Genomic DNA, 21,805 nt, shown 5'->3' on the forward strand with positions numbered 1-21,805 from the left:
TATCGACTTCTCCCCAGGGCCTGTGGCGAGATACCCTTTCAGGAGCGCGCCCTGGGTACGCCCCGGGCGCGTTCGTCGTGAGCGGACAGCAGAAGGACTGGTGAGGGAAGTGCCGACCGGCAAGGTCAAGTGGTACGACGCGGAGAAGGGCTTCGGCTTCGTCACGCAGGACGGTGGAGCCGACGTCTACATTCGCAAGGCCGCGCTGCCGCAGGGCGTCGAGGGGCTGAAGGCCGGGCAGCGGCTCGAGTTCGGCGTCGCCGACGGCCGTCGCGGTCCGCAGGCGCTCTCCGTCCGGCTGCTCGACCCGCCGCCGTCCGTCGCCGAGGCGCGTCGTCGCCCGGCCGAGGAGCTGCACGGCCTGATCGAGGACATGATCAAGCTGATCGAGCTGAAGGTGCAGCCGGACCTGCGGCGCAACCGCTACCCGGATCGCAAGCACACCAAGCAGATCGCCGAGATCATGCGCGCGGTGGCTCGGGACATCGATCCCTGAGAAGCGACCCCTAAGCCTCCAGCCGGAGGCCCCAGACGTCGCTGGGCAGCAGGCCCGACTCGCCGGTGCCGGCGTTCAGCACGGCCGTGTACTTCTGGACGTCGACCGCCGAGATGCGGTCGGCGGGCGTGGGCGGCGTGACCGTGTACGCGTAGCGGTCCAGCGACGTGAACGGGATCGGGTCGCTCTGCTTGTACTCGCCCTGCGGGGTCACGTACTCGTAGACGATCTGCCACGGCGCGTCGGCCACCTCGCCGGGCACCGAGACCTGCACCGGCTTGCCCGGCCGGACCTTCAGCGTCTCTGTCGTGCCCTTCGCGCTGCACGGCTGCGCGAGCCGCTGCGAGTAGTCGCACGAGAGCACCGGCGTGGTGCGGATCGTGTGGCCGTCGGCGTAGAAGGTGACCTCGGCCGGGCCAGGCGCCGAGCAGCCGGCCACCGCGAACCCACCGGCCGCAAACAGGGCCACCACCCGGGAACGTCGCATGCGCCGGAGCCTACCGGCGGGTCCTCGGGTCGCCGGGCATGCCCTGCGCCGGGAAGCTGCCGGTCGGCGCGGGCCGCAGCGGCCGGTCGCCGCCGAGGCCCGGCACGAGCGAGCCGCCGCGGCGCACCAGGTACGTCTGGGTGAGGCCGACCGCCAGCAGGACCGAGACCACCAGGAAGCCGATCCAGTACGTCGGCGGCAGCAGCAGGCCTACCGCGCCGCCGAAGCACCAGGCCAGCTGCAGCACGGTTTCCGAGCGGCCGAACGCCGACGCGCGCGACTCCTCCGGCAGGTCCTCCTGGATGACCGCGTCGAGGCTGATCTTCGCCAGCGCGCTGGCGGTCGCGCCGATCAGGCCGACGATCGCCGCCGTGGCCAGGCCCGGCAGCACCGTCGCGACCAAAGCGGCCAGCACGCAACCCGCCACGCAGCCGACGATCACCTGGTCGGGGCTGCCGAAGTGCAGGCGCGAGCCCAGCGCGTTGCCGAGGAACCCACCGGCCCCCGCCGCGGCACCGATCACGCCGAGCAGCAGCAACTGCATGAACGGGGTCTGCCCGCTGCCCTCGGTCTGCGCCTTCACGGCGAACGCGGCGAACATCATGAGGAAGCCGGTGAGCACGCGCACCGAGCCGTTGCCCCACAGCGCGACGACGATGTGGCGGCCCATCGGCTGGCGGGGTTTCTTCTCGGTCGGGTGAGCCGAAAGCGACGTCGGGACCTCGCCCTCGGTCGCCTCGACCCAGGCCGGGATCCGCATCGACTGCACCGCCGCGGCGACGCAGATCAGCGCCGTGAACCACAGCGCGCCGGCCGCGCCGGAGATCGCGTTGACCCCGCTGGCCAGCGCGCCGAACACGCCCGCGGCGACCAGGCCGAACGTGGTGAGCCGGGCGTTCGTCTTGGAGAGCGTGATCTCCGACGGCAGCACCCGGGGCGTCACCGCCGCCTTGAGCACGGTGAACGACTTCGAGAGCACCATCATCCCGAGCGCGGCCGGGTAGAGCAGCCAGTCGTCGAAGTGCAGGGCCATCACGACGGCCATCAGCCCCTGGCCGACCGACGACGCGCACATCGCCAGCCGCCTGCCGCGCTGGAGCTTGTCGAGCGCCGGTCCGATCACCGGCGCGACCAGCGCGAACGGCGCGATCGTGATGAGCAGGTAGAGCGCCACCTTGCCCTTGCTCTCGCCGCTGGTCGCGGCGAAGAACAGGGTGTTGGCCAGCGCGATCGCCATCGCCGCGTCGCTGGCGTAGTTCAGCATCACGGCGTAGGTCAGCGAGGTGAGCCCGGATTTCTCGGCGCCGTCGGCCTTCGTCGCGCGCTGGAAGGCGTCGACGGCCTGGCCGGTCAGCTGACGGCTGCGCATCGCCGCCACGCGTGTGACGGTGATCTTCTTCGGCAGCTTCGGCGTGCCGCCCGGCGTGTGCGGCGGTTGCTGCTGCGGCGGTTCCGGCTCGGACGGCCGCGGCTCGCCCGCGTAGCCGCCGGTGTCGTAGTGCTCGTACTCACCGCTGCCCGGATGGCGTTCGCCCTGGTAGAAGCCGCCCGGCGGGGTCGGCTCGCGACGCACCGGCTCAGTGCGGTTCGGGTCGTACGGCGGGTACGGGCGGGCCCCGCGCGGCGGCGGCGGTGGCCGGTGCCCCAGCGGGGCGGCGGCGGTCGGCGCCTCGTTCGCGTTCGGCACGCGCGGCGGGGCGGGCCGCGGCGGTGGCGGGACGGGCCGTTCGACGCGGGTGGGCGGCGGCGCGCTCGGGTGCTCGGCACGGGTGGGGGGTGGCGGGGCCTGGTGCTCGACGCGGGTCGGCGCGGCCGCCTCCCGCCAGGGCCTGGCCTGCGCCGCGCCCGGCTCCGGCGTCCAGCGCCGCTTGGACTTCCGGCCGCGCTGCTGCCCGGACCGGCCGGAAGGCGGGCCGTCGGAGTCGGAGCGGGAGCCGAAAAGTGCCACGTCTCAATCCTGCCTTACCGGAGGTCGATTCCGCCTGCTCATCCGTGCTTTGCCGCGCGCGCCGGGACGAACCTCACCCGGAACGTGACCGGCCACTGCTTCCCGGTGAGGAGGAATTCGCCGGTCCCCGGGATGGCGGCGATACCGTTGAGCACGTCTTCGGCGCCCGTCGCGTTCACCTGGGCGCGCAGCTGACCTGCGTCGATCGTCGCGGTGACGTGTCCGGTGGCGGCATCGACGCGCAGGACGGTGTCGGTGTGCCATACGTTCGCGTACACGTCGCCGCCCACGCACTCGAGCTCGTTGAGCTGGTCACGGCCGACGTCGACGCTGCCGGTGACGGCGAACGTCTTCGGGTCGCGGAAGGTCAGCCGCGACGAGCCGTCGCTCATCACCAGCCGTCCGTCCGCCTGGTGGCACAGCCCCCAGCCTTCGCCCTGGTACGGCACCCGCCGCAGTTCGGCGAGGGTCTTCGAGTCGCGCTCGATCGCGACGCCGTCCTGCCAGGTGAGCTGCCACAGCGTCGGCCCGAGGACGGTGACGCCCTCGCCGAACAGCGGCGACGGCAGCGTGGCCCTGGTCCGGGGTGAGCCGCCGGCCGGGCCGGCGGTCAGCGTCGACTGCCCGGCCAGGCCCGTGCTCTCGTAGAGCGTGTCGCCGTCGAACTCCAGGCCTTCGGTGAAGGCGGCGGGGTCGTGCGGCAGCTTCGAGACCACTTCGACGGTGAGCTGTTCCGGACCCGGCTCGGCGCCGGGCGCGCCGGCGCAGCCGCCCAACGCGGCGGCGAGCAGGAGCGTGGTGACGATCGGTTTGCGCACCTTGAACAGCCTGGCACGGGCGCCGCGGATGCGTGCGGCACAATTGGCCGCATGACTCTGCTGCTGACCCTGGACGACGGCTCCGTGCAGCGCAAACTCGCCGACGCGGTGGGGTTCGCGCGAGCTGCGGTGCTGGAGCACGCGCCCGCGGAACAGCTGGGCGCTCATGTGGGCGTCACCCGCGAGGACGCGGTCACGGCGAGTCACCTGTTCGAGGCCCAGGTGCCGGGATACGGCGGCTGGCGCTGGTCGGTGACGGTCGCGCTGGCGGGTGACGACGAGCCGGTGACGGTCAGCGAGGTCGTGCTGGTGCCCGGCCCGGACGCGCTGGTCGCGCCGCCGTGGGTGCCGTGGGAGCGCCGCGTCCGGGCGGGCGACCTGGGTGTCGGCGACATCTTCCCGACGGACGAGAACGACCCGCGCCTGGCGCCGGCGTACCTCCAGTCGGACGACCCGGCGGTGGAGGAGGTGGCGCACGAGGCGGGCTTGGGCCGCGTCCACGTGCTGTCCCGGCTCGGCCGTTCCGAGGCGGCGGCCCGCTGGCACGGCGGCGAGTTCGGGCCGCGGTCGGACATGGCGCGCAGCGCGCCGGACGTCTGCGGGACCTGCGGGTTCTTCGTGCCGCTGGCGGGGTCGCTGCGTGGGGTGTTCGGAGTGTGCAGCAACGACATCGCCCCGGCGGACGGCCACGTGGTCGACGTCGAGTACGGCTGCGGCGCGCACTCGGAGGTCGAGGTCGAGCTGACCTCATCGGTCCCGGTGGCCGAGCTGGTCTACGACGACTCGCTGCTGGACTACACCCCGGCGCCCTCGCTGGTGGAGACACCGGCGGCCGAGCCGGAGACGGCAGTGACCGAGGCCGACTTGTCGCCGGCGGAGGTGGAGCCCGAGGTCGCGGCGGAGCCGGTGGTCGCCGAGGTACCGGAGCCGGTGGTGGCGGAGCCGGTGGTCGCCGAGGTGCCGGAGCCGGCGGAAGCGGAGCCGACCCAGGCCGAGGTGACCGACGCGGTGGCCGAGCCCGCGGAGGCGGTCGCGGCCCCGGCCGAGGTGGCCGGCGTGGTCGCCGAGCCGGAGCCGGCGGTGGCCGAGGAGCCGCAACTGGAAGCGGCCGATGTGCCTGCTGAGCCGCAGGTCGCCGCGGAGCCGGATGCCGCTGAGGTGACCGAGGTGGTCGCTGAGCCGGTGGCTGCGGAGTCGGACGCGGCTGAGGTGGATCCGATCGCAGCCGGTGTGGTGGCTGAGGAGCCGGCTCAAGCTGAGGTGACCGAGGTTCCTGCCGAGCCGGAGGTTTCCGCGCCGGGCGAAGCGGGCGTTGCCGAGTCTGCGGAGGCCGAGCCGGTGCAGGCGGAGGTGGCCGAGTCGGAGAATGCTGAGGTCTCTGCGCCTGCGGAAGCCGACGTTGCCGCCGAGCCTGAGCCGGCTCAGGCCGGAGTGCCTGAGGCTGTTGTCGAGCCGGTTGCTGTGGAGACTTCTGCGCCGGTTGAAGCTGACGTTGCCGAAGCCGCCGGGGCTGAGCCTGCTCAGGCCGAAGTGCCCGAGGTTCCTGTCGAGCCGGTCGCTGCGGAGACTCCTGCTGCGCCGGTTGAAGCCGACGTTGCCGAACCCGCCGAGGCCGAGCCGACCCAGGCCGAAGTCACCGAGGCTGCTGCCGAACCGCCGGTTGCCGAGGCCGAGCTGCCCGAAGCCACCCTGACCGACAATGTCGTCACCGAGGCCGGTAGCCCCGAGCCCTCCCTGACTCAGCCCGACGAAGCGCAGACCCAGGTCGACACGGCAGCCGAAGACGTCAGTGACCAGCGCGACGCCTGAGCCGTCGCCCGGGGCCGATCCCTTCGGCACCGCGCGGCTGCGCGAATCGACCCTGCGCGCCTGGCAGGACTCGCCGACCCGGCTCATCGAGGACACCAACGTCGAGCGCGATCTGCGCGTCGGCGCCTATCGGGACCGGCTCTTCGTCGAGCTCGCCCAGAACGCCGCCGACGCCGCCATGGCCGGTGGGACGCCCGGACGGCTCAAAGTCGCCCTGGTGGACCGTGAACTCCGGTTCGCCAACACCGGCGCCCCGCTCGACGCGCGCGGGGTCGCGTCGCTCGCGTCGCTGCGGGCTTCCGGCAAGACCGGCGGCACCGTCGGGCGCTTCGGCGTCGGCTTCGCCGCCGTGCGGACCGTTTCCGACGCACCCAGCGTCGTCTCCACCACCGGCGGTGTCGCCTTCTCCGCCGACCGCACCCGGCAAGCCGCGGGAATCGACGGCGACGTTCCCGTGCTGCGGCTGCCATGGCCCGTCCCCGCCGACGTCCCCGCCGGCTTCGACACCGAAGTCCGGCTGCCGTTGCGAGACGGTGTCGACGGACGAGCCCTTCTCGACGAGCTCGCGAAGAACATCGGTGACCTCCTCCTCGCCCTGCCGTGGCTGGCCGAAGTCGACGTCGACGGGCGCGTTTGGACTCGCACCGCCGACCACGACGTCGTCGAGATCCGGGGCCCGGAAAGGGAAACCCGCTGGCTGAACCACCGCGGCGATGTCGTGTGGGCGGTTCCGGTCGACAGGGCAGGTGCGCCGAAGCCGCTCGAAGAAGACGTCCTGCACGCACCGACCCCCACCGACGACGGGCTGTCGCTGCCCGCCCGCCTGCTCGCGCCCGTTCCGGTCGAGCCGTCGCGCCGTCGCGCGCTGCCCGGGGCCGAACTGACGAAGGCACTGGAGGACGCCGCCGCCGAGTATCTCTCGCTGGTTCGCCTGCTGCCGCCCGAGCACCGGTTCGCCCTCGTTCCCACGCCGGGGTTCCCGAAGTCCACTGTGGACGCCAAGTTGCGCGACGCGGTGCTCGCCCACCTCAGCTCCGAGCCGTGGCTGTCCACTCAGGACGGCACCGAGGTCTCCGGCCGCCAGGCCCGGGTGCTCGACGTCGACGTGCCCGGTCTGCCCGCGCTGCTCGCCGACGTCGTTCCCGGGCTGCTCAAAGGTGCGGCGCCCGCGCAGGCGCTGAAAGCCGTTGCGGTGCAAGTGATCAGCATCGAAGAGGTGCTGGAGACGCTGACCGGCGCAACTCGCGACCCGGGCTGGTGGCGGGACGTCTACGCGGCCCTCGCGATTGCCGTCGAGTCCCACGCGCTCGCCGCGTCCCGGTTGGACGGTCTGCCGGTGCCCCTGTCAGATGGCCGGACGTTGCCGGGTGCCCGAGGCTGCCTGCTGGTCGAGGGTTCGGCCGAGCTTCTCGAACTCTTGTCCGATGTGGACATCCCGGGACTGCGGCTGGTGCACCCCGCCGCGTCGCACCCGCTCCTGGAACGCTTGGGCGCCAAGCACGCCCACGCCCGCGAGCTGCTCAACGCCGACCAGCTGCGTGATGCCGTCGAGCGCAGCGTCGAGGACGTGCGGTCCGGATTGGACGGTACGACGCTCGCGGGTGCGGTCCTCCGGCTGATCGCCGACTGCGGTGACGACGCCCCGCGCTGGGTGGGCGCGCTCGCCCTGCCCGCCACCGACACCTGGCGCCGCGCCGACGAACTCGTGCTCCCGGCGTCGCCGCTGCTGGACGTCTTCGACGAAGAGGTCTTCGACGAGGACGGCGCGCTCGACGTCCTCGACGAGGACTTCGCCGAAGACTGGCCGGCCGACACCCTGAAAGCCGCCGGGGTACTGGACTCCTTCGCACTGGTCGTCGACGACGAGCCGCACGAGCCCGACCACGACCTGCCGGACGAGGAAGCCTGGTGGGACTCGCGCCCCGAGCCGCCGGTGACGCTGGTCGCGATCCGGGACCTCGACCTCGTCGCCGACGACGCCTGGCCCGCGGCGCTGCGGCTGCTCGCCGCGCGACCCGAGACCTGGCACGCCCTGCGCGCACCACAAGGGCACGCGGCCTGGTGGATCGCGCGGTACGCCGTGCTCGACGGCCTGGCGCCGAACGAGTGGCGGCTGCCGGACGCGGACCTGGCCGGGCTCTACGACGAGGTTCCCGAGCTCGGCCTGAGCGAAGACCTCCTGCGCGTCGCCGGCGTTCGCGCGGATCTCACCGTGTCCACAGTGGAGGAAGCGAAGGACCTCCTCGAACGGCTCGCCGATCCGGAACGCACGATCTCGCCCGGACTGACCACGCGCGCCTACGACGCCGTCGTCGAGTCCGGATTGGACCCGGGCGCCCCCCGGGCCGTCCGGGCCGCGGACGGGTCCGTTGTGGACGACGCGCTGGTGCTGGACGTGCCGTGGGTGGCCGGTGCGCTCGAGCCGGACCAGTACGTCGTCGCGCCCGAGGACCCGGACCGGCTGGCGGACCTGCTCGACCTCCCGCTGGCCGGCACCGAGAAGGCCGAGGTGACCAGCCAGGGTGAGTACGCGCCCTGGGCCGAGCTGCCCGCGCTGAAGCTCGTCGCGGACCAGCTCGGCATCCGGCTGCCCGACGGTGGCGTCCTGGTGCACGACCCGCTGACCGTGTCGATCCAGGGCGGCGAACACGACGTCCAGTGGTGGTCCGACGGCCGGCTGCACGCGGCCGACAGCTCGGAAGGCCTGGCCCGCGCGTTCGCCTGGGCGGCCGGGCGCTGGCCGGACCGGCACCTGATCACCGCGCTGCTCGACGACCCTTCACCGAGGACCCTGCTCGGTTAGAGCCGCTGGGCCGACTTCGACCCGCGGCGGGCGGCGGCGCGCTGCCAGCCGACGATCGCCAGCCCGACGAAACCGAGCGCGAACCCGGACAGCGCCGTCTGCACCCACAGCCCCGAAGTCGTGAAGAAGAGCACCACCAGCGCGACGGCCCAGATGCCGGTGCCTACGATCACCACCGGTGTCAGGTCGGTCAGCCTCTTGGGCAGTTCCGGCGTGTGCCGCAACGAGCCCGTAACCTCCGGTGGATTGATCGGTTCACTCACGTGGGGAAGGGTACTCCGCAGCAGCGACAGAATGGGCAGGCGAATGGCGGAGCAGGAGACGTCCCGTGCCGGGACGTCCACATTGGACCGGTTCTTCAAGATCACCGAGCGGGGTTCGACCGTGTCGCGCGAGGTGCGCGGCGGCCTGGTCACCTTCGTGACGATGGCTTACATCGTGGTGCTGAACCCGTTGATCATCGGCAGCTTCTCGGCCGACGACGCCGGCGCGCACAAGGACGTCCTCGGCGGCATCCTGCCGGTGCCGCAGGTCGCCGCGGTGACCGCGCTGGTCGCCGGGGTCATGACCATCCTCATGGGCCTGATCGCGAACTATCCGTTCGCCATCGCGACCGGTCTGGGCATCAACAGCCTGGTCGCGGTGACCATCGCCCCGCAGATGACCTGGCCCGAGGCGATGGGCCTGGTGGTCATCGAGGGCGTGATCATCGTGCTGCTCGTGTTCACCGGGTTCCGCACCGCGGTGTTCCGGGCCGTGCCCGCCGCGCTGAAGTCCGCGATCGCCGTCGGCATCGGCGTGTTCATCTGCCTGATCGGCCTGGTCGACGCCGGGTTCGTGCGCCGGCTGCCGGATGCCGCGCACACCACCGTCCCGGTCGGGCTCGGCATCAACGGCTCGATCGCCTCCTGGCCGACCGTGGTGTTCGTCGTCGGCTTGCTGGTCACCGGCATCCTGGTCGTGCGCAAGGTCAAGGGCGCGATCCTGATCGGCGTGCTGGCGTCGACGGTGCTGGCCATCGTCGTCGAGGCGATCGTCAAGGCCGGGCCGTCGAAGGGCACGAACCCGCTCGGCTGGAACCTCGGCTACCCGGCGCTGCCGGACCAGGTGCTCGGCCTGCCGAACCTTTCGCTGGTGGGCGACATCTCGTTCGGCGCCTGGACGCGGCTGCCGATCATCACCGTCTGCCTGCTGGTGTTCACGCTGGTGCTCGCCGACTTCTTCGACGCGATGGGCACCATGACCGGCCTCGCGAAGGAAGCCGACCTGCTGCCGAAGGACGGCCAGCTGCCCAACGTCGGCAAGGCGCTGTTCGTCGAGGGCCTCGCGGGCGCGGCCGGCGGCCTCGGCTCGGCCAGCTCGAACACGGTGTTCGTCGAGTCGGCGTCGGGCATCGCCGAGGGCGCGCGGACCGGCCTGGCGACCATCGTCACGGGCGTGCTGTTCATCGCCGCGATGTTCCTGACGCCGCTCTACCAGGTGGTGCCGGTCGAGGCGGCCGCGCCGGCGCTGGTCGTGGTGGGCGCGATGCTGATGTCGCAGGTCCGTGACATCGACTTCACCGACTACTCGATCGCGCTGCCCGCGTTCCTGACCATCGTCGTCATGCCGTTCACGTACTCGATCGCCAACGGCATCGGCGCCGGCTTCGTCAGCTACGTCGTGATCCGCGCCGCCACCGGCAAGGCCCGCCAGGTGCACCCGCTGATGTGGGTGATCGCGCTGGCCTTCGTGGCGTACTTCGCGGTCGGGCCGATCCAGGCGGCGTTCCGGTGATCAGCCCCTGATCTTCAAGGCCTCGTCGAAGACGCCCCGGTCGCGCTCGAACTCGGCGGCCGGGGCCTCGAAGCGGATGGTCACCAGTGCGTCGCCGGCGCCGAGACCGACCACGGTCACTCGCCGCGGCACACCGTCGCGTTCGTAGGTGAAGTCCCATTGCGCGGCGTCCCGGTCGGCGATCGGGGCGTGCTCGGCGACCGTGCCACCCTGCGAGCCGACCAGCGCCCGCAGCCCGCTCACGGGATCCTCCTGCGTGATCGGCACCCGGTCGGTCTCGAGCAGGAGGTCGCCCTGGCGGAAGCTGGCACGCTCCTTGTCGCGGCTCACGGCCCAGGACGGTACCGGGATCTCGATCGCCGAGCCGGGACCGGACACGTCCGGGGACTGGTAGACCTGGAGCTGCCCCTGCAGGATCAATGGCGTCGGCGACGGTGGTGGTGCGGCGGCGGGCGCGTCGTCACCGCCGCCCACGAACTGCGCCACCACGATGGCCAGGATCGCCGCGCCGACCACGGCCGTGCCCACCAGCTTCTTGTTCATCCGACTCCCCGGGTTCTGCTCCTGGTTGAGGACGCGCGGCCGTGTTCCAGGTTGCGGGGTTGACGGGGATCACCCGTCCGGAGAATTTTCGTAAGGTATGCTAACTATATGTCCGGCGACACGCACGAGCGCTCCTTGGCGAGCCGCCTGCGTCTCGCGGTGGTCCGGCTCAACCGCCGGCTCCGGGCACAGCGCGTCGGGGGCGACCTCACGCTGACGCAGGTCGCGGCGCTGTCCACCCTGCACAAATGCGGTGCGCTGACCCCCGGGCAGCTCGCCGCGAAGGAAGGCGTCCAGCCACCTTCGATGACGAGGGTGATCGCCGCGCTCGAGGAACTGGGGTTCGTCGAACGGCGCCCGCACCCGACCGATGGCCGGCAGGCCATCGTCGAGCTGTCCGAGAGCGGGCTGGCCTACGTGCGTAGGGCCATCTCCGTCCGGGAGGCGTGGCTGGACCGGCAACTGGCGGAACTCGGCGACGAAGAGCGTGAAGTGCTCTCCAAAGCCGCCGAAATCATAGACAGGATGGCGGGGAACTAACCACGGTGACGGCCACGGGTAGCGAGACACAGCGTTCGATCGAGACCACTGCTACCCCTGGAACGGCTCCACCGCCGTCCGCCTCGCCGCCGTCCGGGCCGAAGGCCCAGCGTCGCCGCAGCATGTTCGCCTCCCTGCGGGTCCGCAACTACCGGCTGTTCTTCACCGGCCAGGTCATCTCGAACATCGGCACCTGGATGCAGCGCATCGCCCAGGACTGGCTGGTCTTCACCCTCAGTGGCAACAACCCGATCGCCCTCGGCGTCGCGGTGGCGCTGCAGTTCACGCCGACGCTGTTCCTCTCGCTGTGGGCCGGCGTCCTCGCCGACCGCGTCGACAAGCGCCGGCTGCTCACCTGGATCCAGGTGGCGGGGTGCTCGCAGGCCGTCGTGCTCGGCGTCCTCGACCTGACCGGGCTGGCCACGCTGTGGCAGGTGTACGTCCTGTGCTTCACCCTCGGCACGACGGCGGCGCTCGAAGTGCCGACGCGGCAGTCGTTCGTCGCCGAGATGGTGGGCCGCGACCAGGTCACGAACGCGGTCGCGCTGAACTCGTCGATCTTCAACATGGCGCGGATCGTCGGCCCGGCGATCGCCGGGTTCGCGATCACCTGGATCGGCACCGGCTGGCTGTTCATCGCGAACGCGCTCAGCACGGTCGCGGTGATCATCGGGCTGATCCTGATGAATCCGGACAAGCTGTTCCGCGTCGCGGCGGTGCCGCGCGAGAAGGGGCAGCTGGCCGAGGGCCTGCGGTACGTCCGGCGGCGCTCGGACCTGATGACGGTGATGGTGCTGGTGCTGTTCGTCAGCACGTTCGGCATCACGTACTTCAGCTCCCTCCCGATCGTCGCGGCGAACGTGTTCCACACCGCGGCCGACGGCTACGGCCTCCTGTCGACGCTGGTCGCGGTCGGCACCTTCACCGGCGCGGTGATGTCCGCCCGCCGCGGCACGAAGGGCAAGCCACGGGTGCGGCTGCTGCTGGTGTCGGCGTTCTTCCTCGGCGTGTTCGAGCTGATCACGGCGTTCATGCCGACGTACCTGACGTTCGGCCTCGGCCTGATCCCGCTCGGCTTCGCCACGATGACGTTCCTCAACACGGCGAACGCGCTGGTGCAGACGTCGGTCAGCCCGGAGATGCGCGGCCGCGTGATGGGCCTGTACGTGCTGGTGCTGATCGGCGGCAACCCGCTCGGCGGCCCGATGGTCGGCTGGATGGCGCAGACGTTCGGCGGACGGTCGCCGTTCGCCATCGGCGGGGCGGTCTCGGCGCTGGCCGCGGTGGTCTGCGCGCTGGTGCTGATCCGCCGCGGCGGGGTCGCGTGGCCGGTGCGGCGCGGGTTCGGGCTGCGCGTGCTGAAGCGCTCGAAGGTCTGAAGCCGAGAGTCCTTCCGGCACACGGTCCCGGCGGTCGATCTTCGTCTGGGTGGTGATTGGGGTATGCTGACTCTGCACTCGTCATTAGACGAGCGAAGTGAACCCGGCAGCCTTCCGGACGGTGGGTGGGCCGGGTTTCGCGTATCCGGGCGCTACACCGCTCTCACGACCCGGACGAAGTCACGCGCTCTCACCTTCCATTGCCCGCCGCGTTGCCAGCACCACGCGATCGCGTCCGGAACGGCCAGTAGCGGCTCTTCGTGCGCCCGGTGGTGGCGGTACTCCAGGGTTTCGTGACACCCGTGCTGCCGGGATGAGCGGTAGAAGATCCGCCGGTCGAGGTCGAGCACCGATTCGTCGGTTTCGATGACAAGCATGCGGGTTCCCGCGGATGCCAGGTCCGCTACGAGGCCGTCGAGGCATGCTTCGCGCTGTTGCCGTCGTGGATGGGCGGAGCCGTCGTAGATCGTGACCACCGGCGCGAGTTCGGCGATGACATCGAGGATTCGCTTGCGACGACCATCGCTTTCGTGGGTGAAGTGCAGGCGCCGCTGACCTGGCAGCACGAGACCGCGCATGCTCTGCCGCGCTCGGCTGAGGTCGCCGGGAAGCACGGCGGCCGCCGTGATCAGGTAGCCGCCCTGCTTGCTTTCGTCGACGAACACGTGCGCGGTCATCGGGGCATTGTGCTGCATCGTGATCGACAGTCCGTAAGCGCCCCGACTCGTCAGGTAGCGGCCGGCGCTGCTCAAAACGTCGGATCCAGCCACCCGAACGAGTGAGATCGGAGTCTCTCCGGCGCACCCCTTGCCAGAGGAAATGAGGTTAGGCTAACCTCATGCATGTCCGCTTCGTGGTGGGAGCGGCAGTCAGTTCGGGAACGAACGGAGCCCCGGCCCTGGGAACCCCAGGCCGGGGCTCCGTTCATTCACGGCACGTTCACGGCAGTCTCGGGTCGAGCGGCCGTGCTCGTCAAGGGACTCTCACCCGGTGGCACCGGCAGCCGGGTCAAGGTCATCCCGAAGTACACGCGATACGCCGTCCGGAGCGCTTCGGGGCTGGTCAGCCGCAGCTCGTGGCGGACGCCGTCGACCGTTTCGATCAGCCTTTCGTCCGACAGCGTCACCCGGCCCTGGGACGTCGGGCGGGAGCATGTCAACGAGCGGGTGAAGTTCGACAACGGCGACGTCGCCTGCCACCACGCCATCGGGACGAAGTCGGCCAGCGGACGCGGCCGGCGCTCCAGGCGGTACTGCGGCTTGCCGTTCAGCACGATGTCGACGTCGCCGTGGGGCGCGTCCAGCACGAGGAACTCGCCTTCCGGATCGGCCTGCGCGTCCACGCCGGACAACCGCAGCGGGTGCCGGGCGAACCGGCCGAAGCCGACCTCCACCAGCCACGGCTCGTCGAGCTCGACGACGACCGCCGCGTGGTCCAGCGGCGGGCCCAGCGTGCCGTCCGGGCGGAAGACCTGCGCCGCTCGCAGCGAAACCCGGTACCCGAGTTCGCGCAGGAGGGCCGCGAACAGGCCGTTGAGTTCGTAGCAGAACCCACCGCGCCGCCGGCGTACGACCTTGTCGAACAGTGCCTCCTCGTCGAGTTCGATCGGCTCGCCGAGGTGGATGCTCAGGTTCTCGAAGGGGACCGCGGTCAGGTGGCGCTCCTGCAGCAGGCGCAGCGTCGCGAGGTCGGCCGCCGCGGGCCACCCCACCCCGAGCCGGTCCAGATACGCGTCGACGTCCATGGATCCACTTTCACACCTCGACCGCACTCGAGGTCAAGCGATTTCCGCGCCATCCGGGGTCCGCGGAGGGGTCGACGAAAACGGGGCCCTCCCGCGAAGGAGGACCCCGTCCGGCAGCCGGGTGCTCAGCCGAGCAGCAGGCCGTTGCCGCCGGCGACGGCGTTGTCGAAGCGCTTGCTGATCTCGGCCCAGTTGAAGATGTTCCACAGGGCCTTGACGTAGTCCGGCTTGACGTTCTTGTAGTCCAGGTAGAACGCGTGCTCCCAGACGTCGACCAGCAGGATCGGCACGGTCGGCAGGATCAGGTTGTTGTGGTGGTCGCGCAGCTGCTGGGTGATCAGCGTCTTGCCGATCGGGTCCCAGGACAGCGCGCCCCAGCCGTTGCCCTGGATGGTGGTCGAAACGGCGGTGAACTGCGCCTTGAACTTGTCGAAGGAGCCGAACGCCTCGTCGATCGCCGCGGCCAGCTCGCCGGTCGGCTTGTCGCCACCCTCCGGCGAGAGGATCTTCCACCACACGACGTGGTTGGCGTGGCCGGCCAGGTTGAAGGCCAGCGTGGTCTCCAGGCCGACGATGTTGCCGAAGTCGTTCGCTTCGCGGGCGGCTTCGAGCTTGTCGAGCGTGTCGTTCGCGCCCTTGACGTAGGTCGCGTGGTGCTTGCTGTGGTGCAGCTCGTTGATCTCGCCGGAGATGTGCGGCGCGAGGGCGCTGTAGTCGTAGTCGAGATCGGGGAGCTCGTAGCGGGCCATTGGCCCTCCTTCTGTCTTCGACACAAGTTTCCGGTATCGAACCTAGTAGCACTCCGCCCTTCGCGGCGAGCGGGGGCGGGTGGCCGTCACTACTTGGGACGGCGGCTCGTCGGTGGCGTACCCCGAAGGCGTACCCCGAAGGTGTGCCACCCGAAACCGAGCCTGCTACCTGGACTTAACTGGAGGTCAACGGGCTGTGAGAACGATCATTCAGGCGGCGCGGAACTCGTCGAGCCGCTGGGCCAGCTCCTCGAAAACGGCGACGTTGCATTCGAACGCCACCAGCGTCTCGTCGATGACCCGGGCACGCTCGGCGTCGTCCCACGGCGCGTTGTCCAGTTTCGCGCGGTAGCGGTCGCGGAACTTCGGCGCGCTGCCGATCCCGTCGAAGTGGTAGAAGAGCGCGCCCGCCTCGGCGACGTCGTAGTTCTTCTCCAGCGTCCGCCGGATGACCTGGCCGCCGGCGATGTCGCCCAGGTAGCGCGTGTAGTGGTGGGCGACGTACCCGCCGGCCCACGAGGACGCTTCGCGCACGCGGTCCACGTACGCCTGGGTGGAGGCGAGCGGCGAGATTGTCGAGCGCCAGTCCGGGCCGGCCAGGTGGGCGAGGTCGCGCTCGAGGTTGGGCAGCCGCCGCAGCTCGTCGAAGACGAACTCGCCGCCGACCGGGTGGCCGGCCATCGCGTCGCTCGCCGCCTCGATCGCGTCGTAGATGAAGAAGTACTGGATCGCCAGCTGCGTGTAGCCGTCCTGCGTCAGCTCCCCGCCGAGCAGAGCGCGCATGTAGGCCGAGTAGTTCGCCTTGTCGTGGACTTCGAGGGTCGACGCGCGCAGCGCCGCCGAGAACGGCCGGGTGTCGAGGTCCGTGGTCACCGACATGAGCAAGCCTCCCGGCGATCGATCTGACACACTGTCAGAAAGAGCGTAGGGCACAACGCGCGCTCAAGCCACCTAAATCGACGCGCCGACCGCTCGCAGCACGAACCGCACCGCCGCTTCGACGACGTCGTCGAGCTGCTCCGGCGGCCCGTCGACCAGTGCCCGGTTGCCCAGCGCCGCGGTGATCATCGGGATCAGGACGTCCGGGTCCTCGGCGGGCCAGTGACCCAGGTCGACGCCGCCGGCGAGGATCGCGCGCAGCCGGTCGGTGATCGGGTCGGCGTGCGCGCTGATCCGCCGGTACGCCGCCGGGGCCAGTGCCGACGCGAGCGCCGTGCCCGGCGGCATGTGGTACTCGGCCAGCACGCGCAGCTGCAGCCGGACGAAGGTGGCCAGCTGGTCGACGGGGTCGGCGTGCGCCTCGACGGCCTCGGTCAGCCGTGTCACGTACCGGGCGGCTTCGTCCTCGACGAAGGCGACGAGCAGCGTCTCCTTGTCGGGGAAGTGGTTGTACAGCGCGGTCCGGCCCACCCCGGCCGCGGCGGCGACCCCGGCGAGCGTGATCGCGTCGAAGCCGCGCTCGTAGAGCTGCGCGCGCAGGACGTCGAAGACCCGCGCCCGCACCTCGCGCCGGTGCGCCTCCAGTGACTCACCGAGAATCTTCGGCATTCGCCCAGGCTAGCGCTCAATCGGTCAGCGGCCAGGTGTGCACCGGCTCGCCCGCCTCCGACAACTCCAGGTAGCGCCCCAGCATCCGGGTGAGCGCCGCTTCGCGGTCCAGCCCGCGGTCCTGCGCGCGGACGACGAAATCCCGCTGCCAGGTCGCCCCGGTCCGCCGCGCGAGGCACCGGCGCTCGATGATCCCGAGATAGCGCTCGCGAGCTTCGTCGGAGACGTCGGAGCGGCGCAGCCCCTCGTGGGCCAGCGGGAGCAGCACGCGCAGCGCCAGCTCGTCCGGCGGGATCCAGCCGATGCCCGGCCAGTACAGCTGCGCGTCGAAGCCGCGGCGTGCGCCGGCGTAGAGGTTTTCTTCCGCGGCCTGGAAGGACATCTGGCTCCACGCCGGGCGTTCCTCCTCGGCCAGCGCGCGCTGGGCGCCGTAGAAGAACGCCGCGTTCGCCACCGTGTCGACGACCGTCGGCCCGGCCGGCAGCACCCGGTTCTCCACGCGCAGGTGCGGCAGGCCGTCGACGACGTCGTACACCGGGCGGTTCCACCGCCAGATGGTGCCGTTGTGCATCCGCAGCTCGGTGAGCTTCGGCGCCTGGCCCGCGTCGAGCGCCTCGATCGGGTCTTCGGCGTCGGTTTCCGGGAGCAGGCCGGGGAAGTAGCGGACGTTCTCCTCGAACAGGTCGAAGATCGACGTGATCCAGCGCTCGCCGAACCAGACCCGCGGCCGGACACCCTGGTTCTTCAGCTCTTCCGGCCGGGTGTCGGTCGCCTGCAGGAACAGCGGGATCCGCGTCTCGTGCCACAGCGCCTTCCCCAGCAGGAACGGCGAATTCGAAGCCAGCGCGATCTGCAGCCCGGCCAGGCACTGCGCCGCGTTCCAGTGCGCGGCGAACTCCTCCGGCGCGACCTGGAGGTGCAGCTGCACGCTCGTGCACGCGGCTTCCGGCAGGATGGACTCGGCGTAGCTGCGCAGGCGTTCGGGGTGCCGGCCCGGCAGCGACGCGCCCTCCATGGCGAGCACCGTGCGCTCCCCGCGCGCGGCGAAGATCTGGTCGTTCAGCGTCGAGTACCGGGCCTTGTTGGTGAGCCACTTCTGGTCGAAGTGCTCGTGCTTCAACGTCGGCAGGATGCCGATCATGGCCAGCGCCGACCCGGTGTCGCGGGCCTTCGACGCCGCGGTGCCGAGGTACGCGCTGAGGTCGTCTTCGAGCTGGAGGGCCGAATCGCCGGCCAGGGGCCGCGGCGGCACGTTCAGCTCGATGTTGTGCTGGCCCAGCTCCGTGGTGAACGTCGGGTCGTCCAGCGCCTCCAGCACGGCGGTGTTCGTCATCGACGGGCGCAGCTCGCGGTCGACGAGGTTGAGCTCGACTTCGAGGCCGATGTTCTTGCGCGGGAACGAAAAACTGCCGTCGGTGAGCATGCGGGCCAACGTGTCCAGGCAACGCTGCACCTTGCGGCGGTACCGTCCGCGGTCCAGCGTTTTGGACGGTTGAGCCGCGAGTTCCATCCCCATGACCATCCCTTTTGCGTCGGCGTGGAACTAGGACGTGTTTCTGGCCCGGCGGACCACCGTTTCACAGTCGATGGACCCGGGCTAGCGGCCAAACTGGTGCTCTCTGTCACTAGGAGTTAACCGAACGCAAAATGCGCCGTTCGCCCTACGTCGGGCCGGACGTTCGGAGCAGCAAGCGCCCGGCGAGCGGATGACAGACTGGGCGGATGCGCGTGATCCACATCGACCGCCGGGACGACCCCAGGGTCGACGATTTCCGCGATCTGTCCACAGCGGACCGCCGCCCCGACCGGCCGGGCGGCCGGGGGCTCGTCATCGCCGAGGGCACCGTCGTGGTGTCCCGGCTGCTGGCGTCCCGCTACCCGGTACGGGCGCTGCTGGGCGTCGAACGCCGGTTCGCCGAGCTGGCGGACGACCTCGCCGGGACCGACGTGCCCCAGTACGTCACTTCCGCGGAAACGATGGCCGAGGTGGTCGGCTTCCACCTCAACCGCGGGATCCTCGCCGTCGCCGACCGGCCGGCGCCGCTGACGGTCGCCGAGGTCGTGGCCGGCGCCGGCACGATCGCCGTGCTGGAAGGCGTGGGGGACCACGAAAACCTCGGCGCGCTGTTCCGCAACGCGGCCGCGCTCGGCGTCGACGGCGTGCTGCTCGGCCCCGGCTGTTCCGACCCGCTGTACCGGCGCAGCGTGCGCGTGTCGATGGGCCACGTCCTGCGCGTGCCGTTCGGGCACCTGGCCGACTGGCCGGGTGGGCTCGACGAGCTGCGGGCGCACGGGTTCGCCGTCGCGGCGTTCACACCGCGACCGGGCTCGGTCCCGCTGCGCGAACTGCGGAAGCACGCGCCCGGGCGGGTGGCGTTGCTGTTCGGAGCGGAAGGTCCCGGGCTGACCGAGACGGCGCTCGAGGCGGCTGACCATGCGGTACGGATACCCATGCCGGCGGGAGTCGACTCACTGAACATCGCGACGGCCGCCGCTGTCGCCTTCTACGAACTGGCCTCGGGTGGCTAAGGTGACGACGATCGCCCCGTCTGCGCGAAAGGACACCATGGAGCTGCGGATCCGCGGCGAGCGCGCCGTGCTGGCCGGCCCCGGCGGGGAGCACGCGCGCGAGGTGGACCCGCACAAGCTGGCGATCGGCGCCGACCTGGCGCAGGCCCTGCACGAGTGGGCGCGCGTGGCGTCCACGGTCTCCGCCGAGTCCGGGGCGGAGGCGGGCGCGGTCGTCTCGCAGCGCGGCCGTCAGCTGGCCGGCAGGCTGGCCTCGGTGATGGGCACGACGGTGCGCTTCGTGGACCCGGTGACCGGCGACGAGACGGTCGTCGAGCCACCGCCGCGGACCGACGAACCCGGCCACCGGTTCATCCGGTCGGTGCTCGGGCCGCCCGGCCCGCCCGGCGAACCGACCCCCTGGCTGACCGGGCTGACGGTGTCGGCGTTCATCGCGTCCGTGGTCGTCGTAGCCATGCTGGCGTTGGCCTCGACGCTGGCCCGCGAGACCAGCGGCTGGCTCGCGCTCGTGGGAACGGTCATCGTGACGGCCGGGATCACGCCGTCGCTGTGGCTGATCCGCCGCACCCCGATCCTGCGCTGGGCCGCGTACGGCGCGGCGGGCGGCGTCGTCATCGCCTGGGCCGGCGTGCTGGTGATCGCCTTCTAACGACGTTTGACGTACGTGACGAGCGTGCCCTGGGCGTTGGTCGCGGTCTGGGTGTGGAAGAAGTAGCCGCGGAACTCGGCGATCTGGCGGAGCAGCTCGGGGGAGACGCCGAACTGGCCGGAGAAGAAGGTCACGCTGTCCCGGCCGGTGAACTCCGCCGCCAGCCAGCCGACGCGCGTCGAGCGGGGAAAGGCCCGGAGCACCCACAGCAGCGGGAACACGCCCAGCGCGGTGAGACCGAAGCCGATCGCGAAAAGGCGTTCGTCGCGGGTGATCGCGGCCGTCACGACGCTGCCGCCGAAGCACAGGAAGACCCACGCCGCCGGGGCGATGAACCCTGCGAACGACATCCGGAACTTCCGGACGGCGGCCGGCCGGGGCGGCGAAGTCCGGCGCAGCAGCAGGATCCGGTCGGTGACGTCGGCGAACTCCCCGGCCGGGAAGAGACCTTCGCTGCCCGCGATCTCGGCGATCCGGGCCGGCGGCAGCTTCGCGTGCCGGACGCTCACCCACAGCTCGTCACGGCCGTCGAGGTGGTTGCGCAACCACTGCTCGCGGCCGGGGACCTCGACGACCGGTTCGGCGGCGGGCGGCAGTGCCGGGCCGGGGGTGCCGAACACCAGCCCGGGACGGCACTTCACGAAGAGGAAGTTCACGCTGTTCCGGCCGGAGTGGTGGGGACCGGCGAAGAAGTAGCCGTACAGCGAAGCGACCTCGCCGAGCAGTTCGGCCGACAGCGCCGGCGGCGGAGCCACGATCACCTGGTGGCTGCCGTCGAACCGGTCGTCCAGCCACGGCATGCGCGGTGACCGGCCCGCGATCGCGCGGATCAGGAACTGGGCGCCGACCACGGCGGCGATGGCGGCCGGGATCAACAGGGGCAGCCACTTCACCTCGGACTCCGCCGCGAACCAGGTTCCCGCGCCGAGCGCCAGGATGCACGCGACCGCGACGATGCCCTGGACTTCGCCGAGGGTGGGCCGCCGCGCGGTGGTGCGCGGCCGCAGTTCTTCGTCCGGCAGTCCGTTCCGGCGCAGCAGGAGCAGCCGGTCGGCCGGGTCGGCGGCTTCGGCGACCACCGTCATCCCCGCGGCCGTCGCGGCCGCGCCGACGTCCGCGCGGCTCAGCCGCAGCCGTCGCGTGCTCGCCCAGAACTGGTCCTGCCCGGCGAGCAGCTTCGCGAGACGGCGACGGCCGGCGTCCGTGCCGGGGCCGTGGTCGAAGTGCCGCGGGAAGAAGCCGGGGGCGAACTCGAACCGCAGGAACCCGGCCTGGTCGGGCGGAGTTTCGCGGTACCGGCGCGCGGTCGCGGCCTGCCGGATGGCAGTGGGGTCGATGCCCCACTGCGCGGGCGCGACCTCGACGACAGGGGCGCCGGAGAACCCCCGATACCGCAGCTCCGAGAAGCGAAGCTGCCAAGTGTGGTGGTCTGCCGTCATCATGAGATGTCACGCTGCACAATCGATCCCTCCCTCAGCGTGACATCGTAGCCTTGTCCGATGGAGCAGCTCGACGCGTTGCGGAAGTTGTGCCTGGCCCTGCCCGAGACGACCGAGCGGCTCAGCCACGGCGAGCCGACGTGGTTCGTGCGCGGCAAGAAGACCTTCGTCATGTTCGCCGACCACCACCACGACGACATGCTGGCGTTCTGGTGCCCCGCGCCGCCCGGGGCGCAGGAGGAGCTGGTGCGCACCGAGCCCGAGCGGTTCTTCCGGCCGCCGTACGTCGGGCACCGCGGCTGGCTGGGCGTGCGGCTGGACGTCGACGTCGACTGGGGCGAGATCGACCGGATCGTCCGGGACGCCTACCGCCTGGTGGCGCCGAAAACCCTGGCCGCACAGGTGGTGGGTTAGCCCGGCTCATGCGCCCCAATGTGGCGTTCGGTGCGTTGGGCGCACCCAATGATGCTCCTATGGTTTGTCAAGGGTGAGGTGGTGGATTGCGGCGAGGTCTGCGGTGAGGTGTGGGTAGATTTCGCGGGCGACGT

21 protein-coding genes are annotated in these 21,805 nt (G+C 71.1%); 9 read left to right on the forward strand and 12 right to left on the reverse strand.

Annotated elements, in window-relative coordinates; all coding sequences use genetic code 11:
• The first annotated feature begins 109 nt into the window (after nt 1-109).
• Nucleotides 110-496, forward strand: coding sequence for a cold-shock protein (locus AB0M82_RS29240; RefSeq protein ID WP_364728430.1), 387 nt, complete (start codon nt 110-112; stop codon nt 494-496).
• Between the two features lie 10 nt (nt 497-506).
• On the opposite strand, the gene AB0M82_RS29245 is transcribed toward AB0M82_RS29240, so the two are convergent.
• From AB0M82_RS29245 to AB0M82_RS29255, 3 genes are read right to left on the reverse strand one after another with little or no spacing between them, the layout of a single operon-like run.
• Complete coding sequence (locus AB0M82_RS29245; RefSeq protein WP_364728381.1) at nt 507-983, reverse strand: DUF2771 family protein; 477 nt, start codon at nt 981-983, stop codon at nt 507-509.
• Nucleotides 984-993: 10 nt separating this feature from the next.
• Entirely contained in the window at nt 994-2,931 is a 1,938-nt protein-coding gene (locus AB0M82_RS29250; protein WP_364728383.1) for an MFS transporter, read from the reverse strand.
• 38 nt (nt 2,932-2,969) lie between these two features.
• Nucleotides 2,970-3,749: a glutaminyl-peptide cyclotransferase gene (locus AB0M82_RS29255; protein WP_364728385.1), complete on the reverse strand. Its 780-nt coding sequence runs from the start codon at nt 3,747-3,749 to the stop codon at nt 2,970-2,972.
• Between the two features lie 51 nt (nt 3,750-3,800).
• Here AB0M82_RS29255 and AB0M82_RS29260 point away from each other — a divergent pair, with 51 nt between their 5' ends.
• The gene (locus tag AB0M82_RS29260; RefSeq protein WP_364728388.1) at nt 3,801-5,558 is read left to right on the forward strand and encodes a DUF3027 domain-containing protein; all 1,758 of its coding nucleotides are present in this window, start codon (nt 3,801-3,803) and stop codon (nt 5,556-5,558) included.
• The gene (locus AB0M82_RS29265; protein ID WP_364728391.1) at nt 5,539-8,361 is read left to right on the forward strand and encodes a molecular chaperone Hsp90; all 2,823 of its coding nucleotides are present in this window, start codon (nt 5,539-5,541) and stop codon (nt 8,359-8,361) included. The genes AB0M82_RS29260 and AB0M82_RS29265 overlap by 20 nt, the downstream gene beginning before the upstream one ends.
• Here the strand turns inward: AB0M82_RS29265 and AB0M82_RS29270 are convergent.
• Entirely contained in the window at nt 8,358-8,585 is a 228-nt protein-coding gene (locus AB0M82_RS29270; RefSeq protein ID WP_364728433.1) for a DUF2530 domain-containing protein, read from the reverse strand. The genes AB0M82_RS29265 and AB0M82_RS29270 overlap by 4 nt on opposite strands.
• Before the next feature lie 82 nt (nt 8,586-8,667).
• Between AB0M82_RS29270 and AB0M82_RS29275 the strand changes: the two genes are divergently transcribed.
• Nucleotides 8,668-10,137 (forward strand): NCS2 family permease, encoded by a 1,470-nt coding sequence (locus AB0M82_RS29275; protein ID WP_364728394.1) that lies wholly within the window; start codon nt 8,668-8,670, stop codon nt 10,135-10,137.
• Here AB0M82_RS29275 and AB0M82_RS29280 read toward each other — a convergent pair whose 3' ends face one another.
• The gene (locus AB0M82_RS29280) at nt 10,138-10,680 is read right to left on the reverse strand and encodes a hypothetical protein (protein WP_364728396.1); all 543 of its coding nucleotides are present in this window, start codon (nt 10,678-10,680) and stop codon (nt 10,138-10,140) included. It lies immediately after the preceding gene.
• A gap of 108 nt (nt 10,681-10,788) precedes the next feature.
• Between AB0M82_RS29280 and AB0M82_RS29285 the strand changes: the two genes are divergently transcribed.
• Nucleotides 10,789-11,220 carry a MarR family transcriptional regulator gene (locus AB0M82_RS29285; protein WP_364728399.1) on the forward strand — a complete coding sequence of 144 codons (432 nt, stop codon included), beginning with the start codon at nt 10,789-10,791 and terminating at the stop codon, nt 11,218-11,220.
• Between the two features lie 122 nt (nt 11,221-11,342).
• The gene (locus tag AB0M82_RS29290; protein ID WP_364728401.1) at nt 11,343-12,599 is read left to right on the forward strand and encodes an MFS transporter; all 1,257 of its coding nucleotides are present in this window, start codon (nt 11,343-11,345) and stop codon (nt 12,597-12,599) included.
• A 152-nt stretch (nt 12,600-12,751) separates the two neighbouring features.
• On the opposite strand, the gene AB0M82_RS29295 is transcribed toward AB0M82_RS29290, so the two are convergent.
• From AB0M82_RS29295 to AB0M82_RS29320, 6 genes are all read right to left on the reverse strand, one after another.
• A complete protein-coding gene (locus AB0M82_RS29295; RefSeq protein WP_364728403.1) occupies nt 12,752-13,351 on the reverse strand; it encodes a hypothetical protein in 600 nt (199 codons plus the stop codon).
• Nucleotides 13,352-13,527: 176 nt separating this feature from the next.
• Nucleotides 13,528-14,343, reverse strand: coding sequence for an arylamine N-acetyltransferase (locus tag AB0M82_RS29300; protein ID WP_364728406.1), 816 nt, complete (start codon nt 14,341-14,343; stop codon nt 13,528-13,530).
• Between the two features lie 125 nt (nt 14,344-14,468).
• Nucleotides 14,469-15,092, reverse strand: coding sequence for a superoxide dismutase (locus AB0M82_RS29305; RefSeq protein WP_364728409.1), 624 nt, complete (start codon nt 15,090-15,092; stop codon nt 14,469-14,471).
• 210 nt (nt 15,093-15,302) lie between these two features.
• Nucleotides 15,303-15,971, reverse strand: a complete 669-nt coding sequence (locus tag AB0M82_RS29310; RefSeq protein ID WP_364728412.1) for a biliverdin-producing heme oxygenase — start codon at nt 15,969-15,971, stop codon at nt 15,303-15,305.
• A gap of 72 nt (nt 15,972-16,043) precedes the next feature.
• On the reverse strand, nt 16,044-16,640 hold the full coding sequence (locus tag AB0M82_RS29315) for a TetR/AcrR family transcriptional regulator (protein WP_364728414.1): 597 nt from the start codon (nt 16,638-16,640) through the stop codon (nt 16,044-16,046).
• Between the two features lie 16 nt (nt 16,641-16,656).
• A complete protein-coding gene (locus AB0M82_RS29320; protein WP_364728416.1) occupies nt 16,657-18,156 on the reverse strand; it encodes a glutamate-cysteine ligase family protein in 1,500 nt (499 codons plus the stop codon).
• A gap of 206 nt (nt 18,157-18,362) precedes the next feature.
• Between AB0M82_RS29320 and AB0M82_RS29325 the strand changes: the two genes are divergently transcribed.
• The gene (locus tag AB0M82_RS29325; RefSeq protein WP_364728419.1) at nt 18,363-19,169 is read left to right on the forward strand and encodes an RNA methyltransferase; all 807 of its coding nucleotides are present in this window, start codon (nt 18,363-18,365) and stop codon (nt 19,167-19,169) included.
• Nucleotides 19,170-19,206: 37 nt separating this feature from the next.
• Complete coding sequence (locus tag AB0M82_RS29330) at nt 19,207-19,818, forward strand: DUF2537 domain-containing protein (protein WP_364728436.1); 612 nt, start codon at nt 19,207-19,209, stop codon at nt 19,816-19,818.
• Here the strand turns inward: AB0M82_RS29330 and AB0M82_RS29335 are convergent.
• Nucleotides 19,815-21,260: a hypothetical protein gene (locus tag AB0M82_RS29335; RefSeq protein WP_364728421.1), complete on the reverse strand. Its 1,446-nt coding sequence runs from the start codon at nt 21,258-21,260 to the stop codon at nt 19,815-19,817. The two genes, AB0M82_RS29330 and AB0M82_RS29335, sit on opposite strands and share 4 nt — an antisense overlap.
• Before the next feature lie 57 nt (nt 21,261-21,317).
• Here AB0M82_RS29335 and AB0M82_RS29340 point away from each other — a divergent pair, with 57 nt between their 5' ends.
• The gene (locus tag AB0M82_RS29340) at nt 21,318-21,671 is read left to right on the forward strand and encodes an MmcQ/YjbR family DNA-binding protein (RefSeq protein WP_364728423.1); all 354 of its coding nucleotides are present in this window, start codon (nt 21,318-21,320) and stop codon (nt 21,669-21,671) included.
• Nucleotides 21,672-21,805 lie beyond the last annotated feature (134 nt).

Origin of the sequence: Amycolatopsis sp. NPDC051128, from assembly GCF_040682715.1 — a bacterium.
Lineage (GTDB): Bacteria > Actinomycetota > Actinomycetes > Mycobacteriales > Pseudonocardiaceae > Amycolatopsis.

Coding starts and splice junctions, on each gene's coding strand:
- AB0M82_RS29285 (WP_364728399.1), top strand. CDS start 10,789: ATGTCCGGCGACACGCACGAGCGCTCCTTGGCGAGCCGCCTGCGTCTC.
- AB0M82_RS29300 (WP_364728406.1), bottom strand. CDS start 14,343: ATGGACGTCGACGCGTATCTGGACCGGCTCGGGGTGGGGTGGCCCGCG.
- AB0M82_RS29320 (WP_364728416.1), bottom strand. CDS start 18,156: ATGGGGATGGAACTCGCGGCTCAACCGTCCAAAACGCTGGACCGCGGA.
- AB0M82_RS29275 (WP_364728394.1), top strand. CDS start 8,668: ATGGCGGAGCAGGAGACGTCCCGTGCCGGGACGTCCACATTGGACCGG.
- AB0M82_RS29290 (WP_364728401.1), top strand. CDS start 11,343: ATGTTCGCCTCCCTGCGGGTCCGCAACTACCGGCTGTTCTTCACCGGC.
- AB0M82_RS29260 (WP_364728388.1), top strand. CDS start 3,801: ATGACTCTGCTGCTGACCCTGGACGACGGCTCCGTGCAGCGCAAACTC.
- AB0M82_RS29330 (WP_364728436.1), top strand. CDS start 19,207: ATGGAGCTGCGGATCCGCGGCGAGCGCGCCGTGCTGGCCGGCCCCGGC.
- AB0M82_RS29335 (WP_364728421.1), bottom strand. CDS start 21,260: ATGATGACGGCAGACCACCACACTTGGCAGCTTCGCTTCTCGGAGCTG.
- AB0M82_RS29310 (WP_364728412.1), bottom strand. CDS start 15,971: ATGTCGGTGACCACGGACCTCGACACCCGGCCGTTCTCGGCGGCGCTG.
- AB0M82_RS29280 (WP_364728396.1), bottom strand. CDS start 10,680: ATGAACAAGAAGCTGGTGGGCACGGCCGTGGTCGGCGCGGCGATCCTG.
- AB0M82_RS29305 (WP_364728409.1), bottom strand. CDS start 15,092: ATGGCCCGCTACGAGCTCCCCGATCTCGACTACGACTACAGCGCCCTC.
- AB0M82_RS29245 (WP_364728381.1), bottom strand. CDS start 983: ATGCGACGTTCCCGGGTGGTGGCCCTGTTTGCGGCCGGTGGGTTCGCG.
- AB0M82_RS29340 (WP_364728423.1), top strand. CDS start 21,318: ATGGAGCAGCTCGACGCGTTGCGGAAGTTGTGCCTGGCCCTGCCCGAG.
- AB0M82_RS29325 (WP_364728419.1), top strand. CDS start 18,363: ATGCGCGTGATCCACATCGACCGCCGGGACGACCCCAGGGTCGACGAT.
- AB0M82_RS29315 (WP_364728414.1), bottom strand. CDS start 16,640: ATGCCGAAGATTCTCGGTGAGTCACTGGAGGCGCACCGGCGCGAGGTG.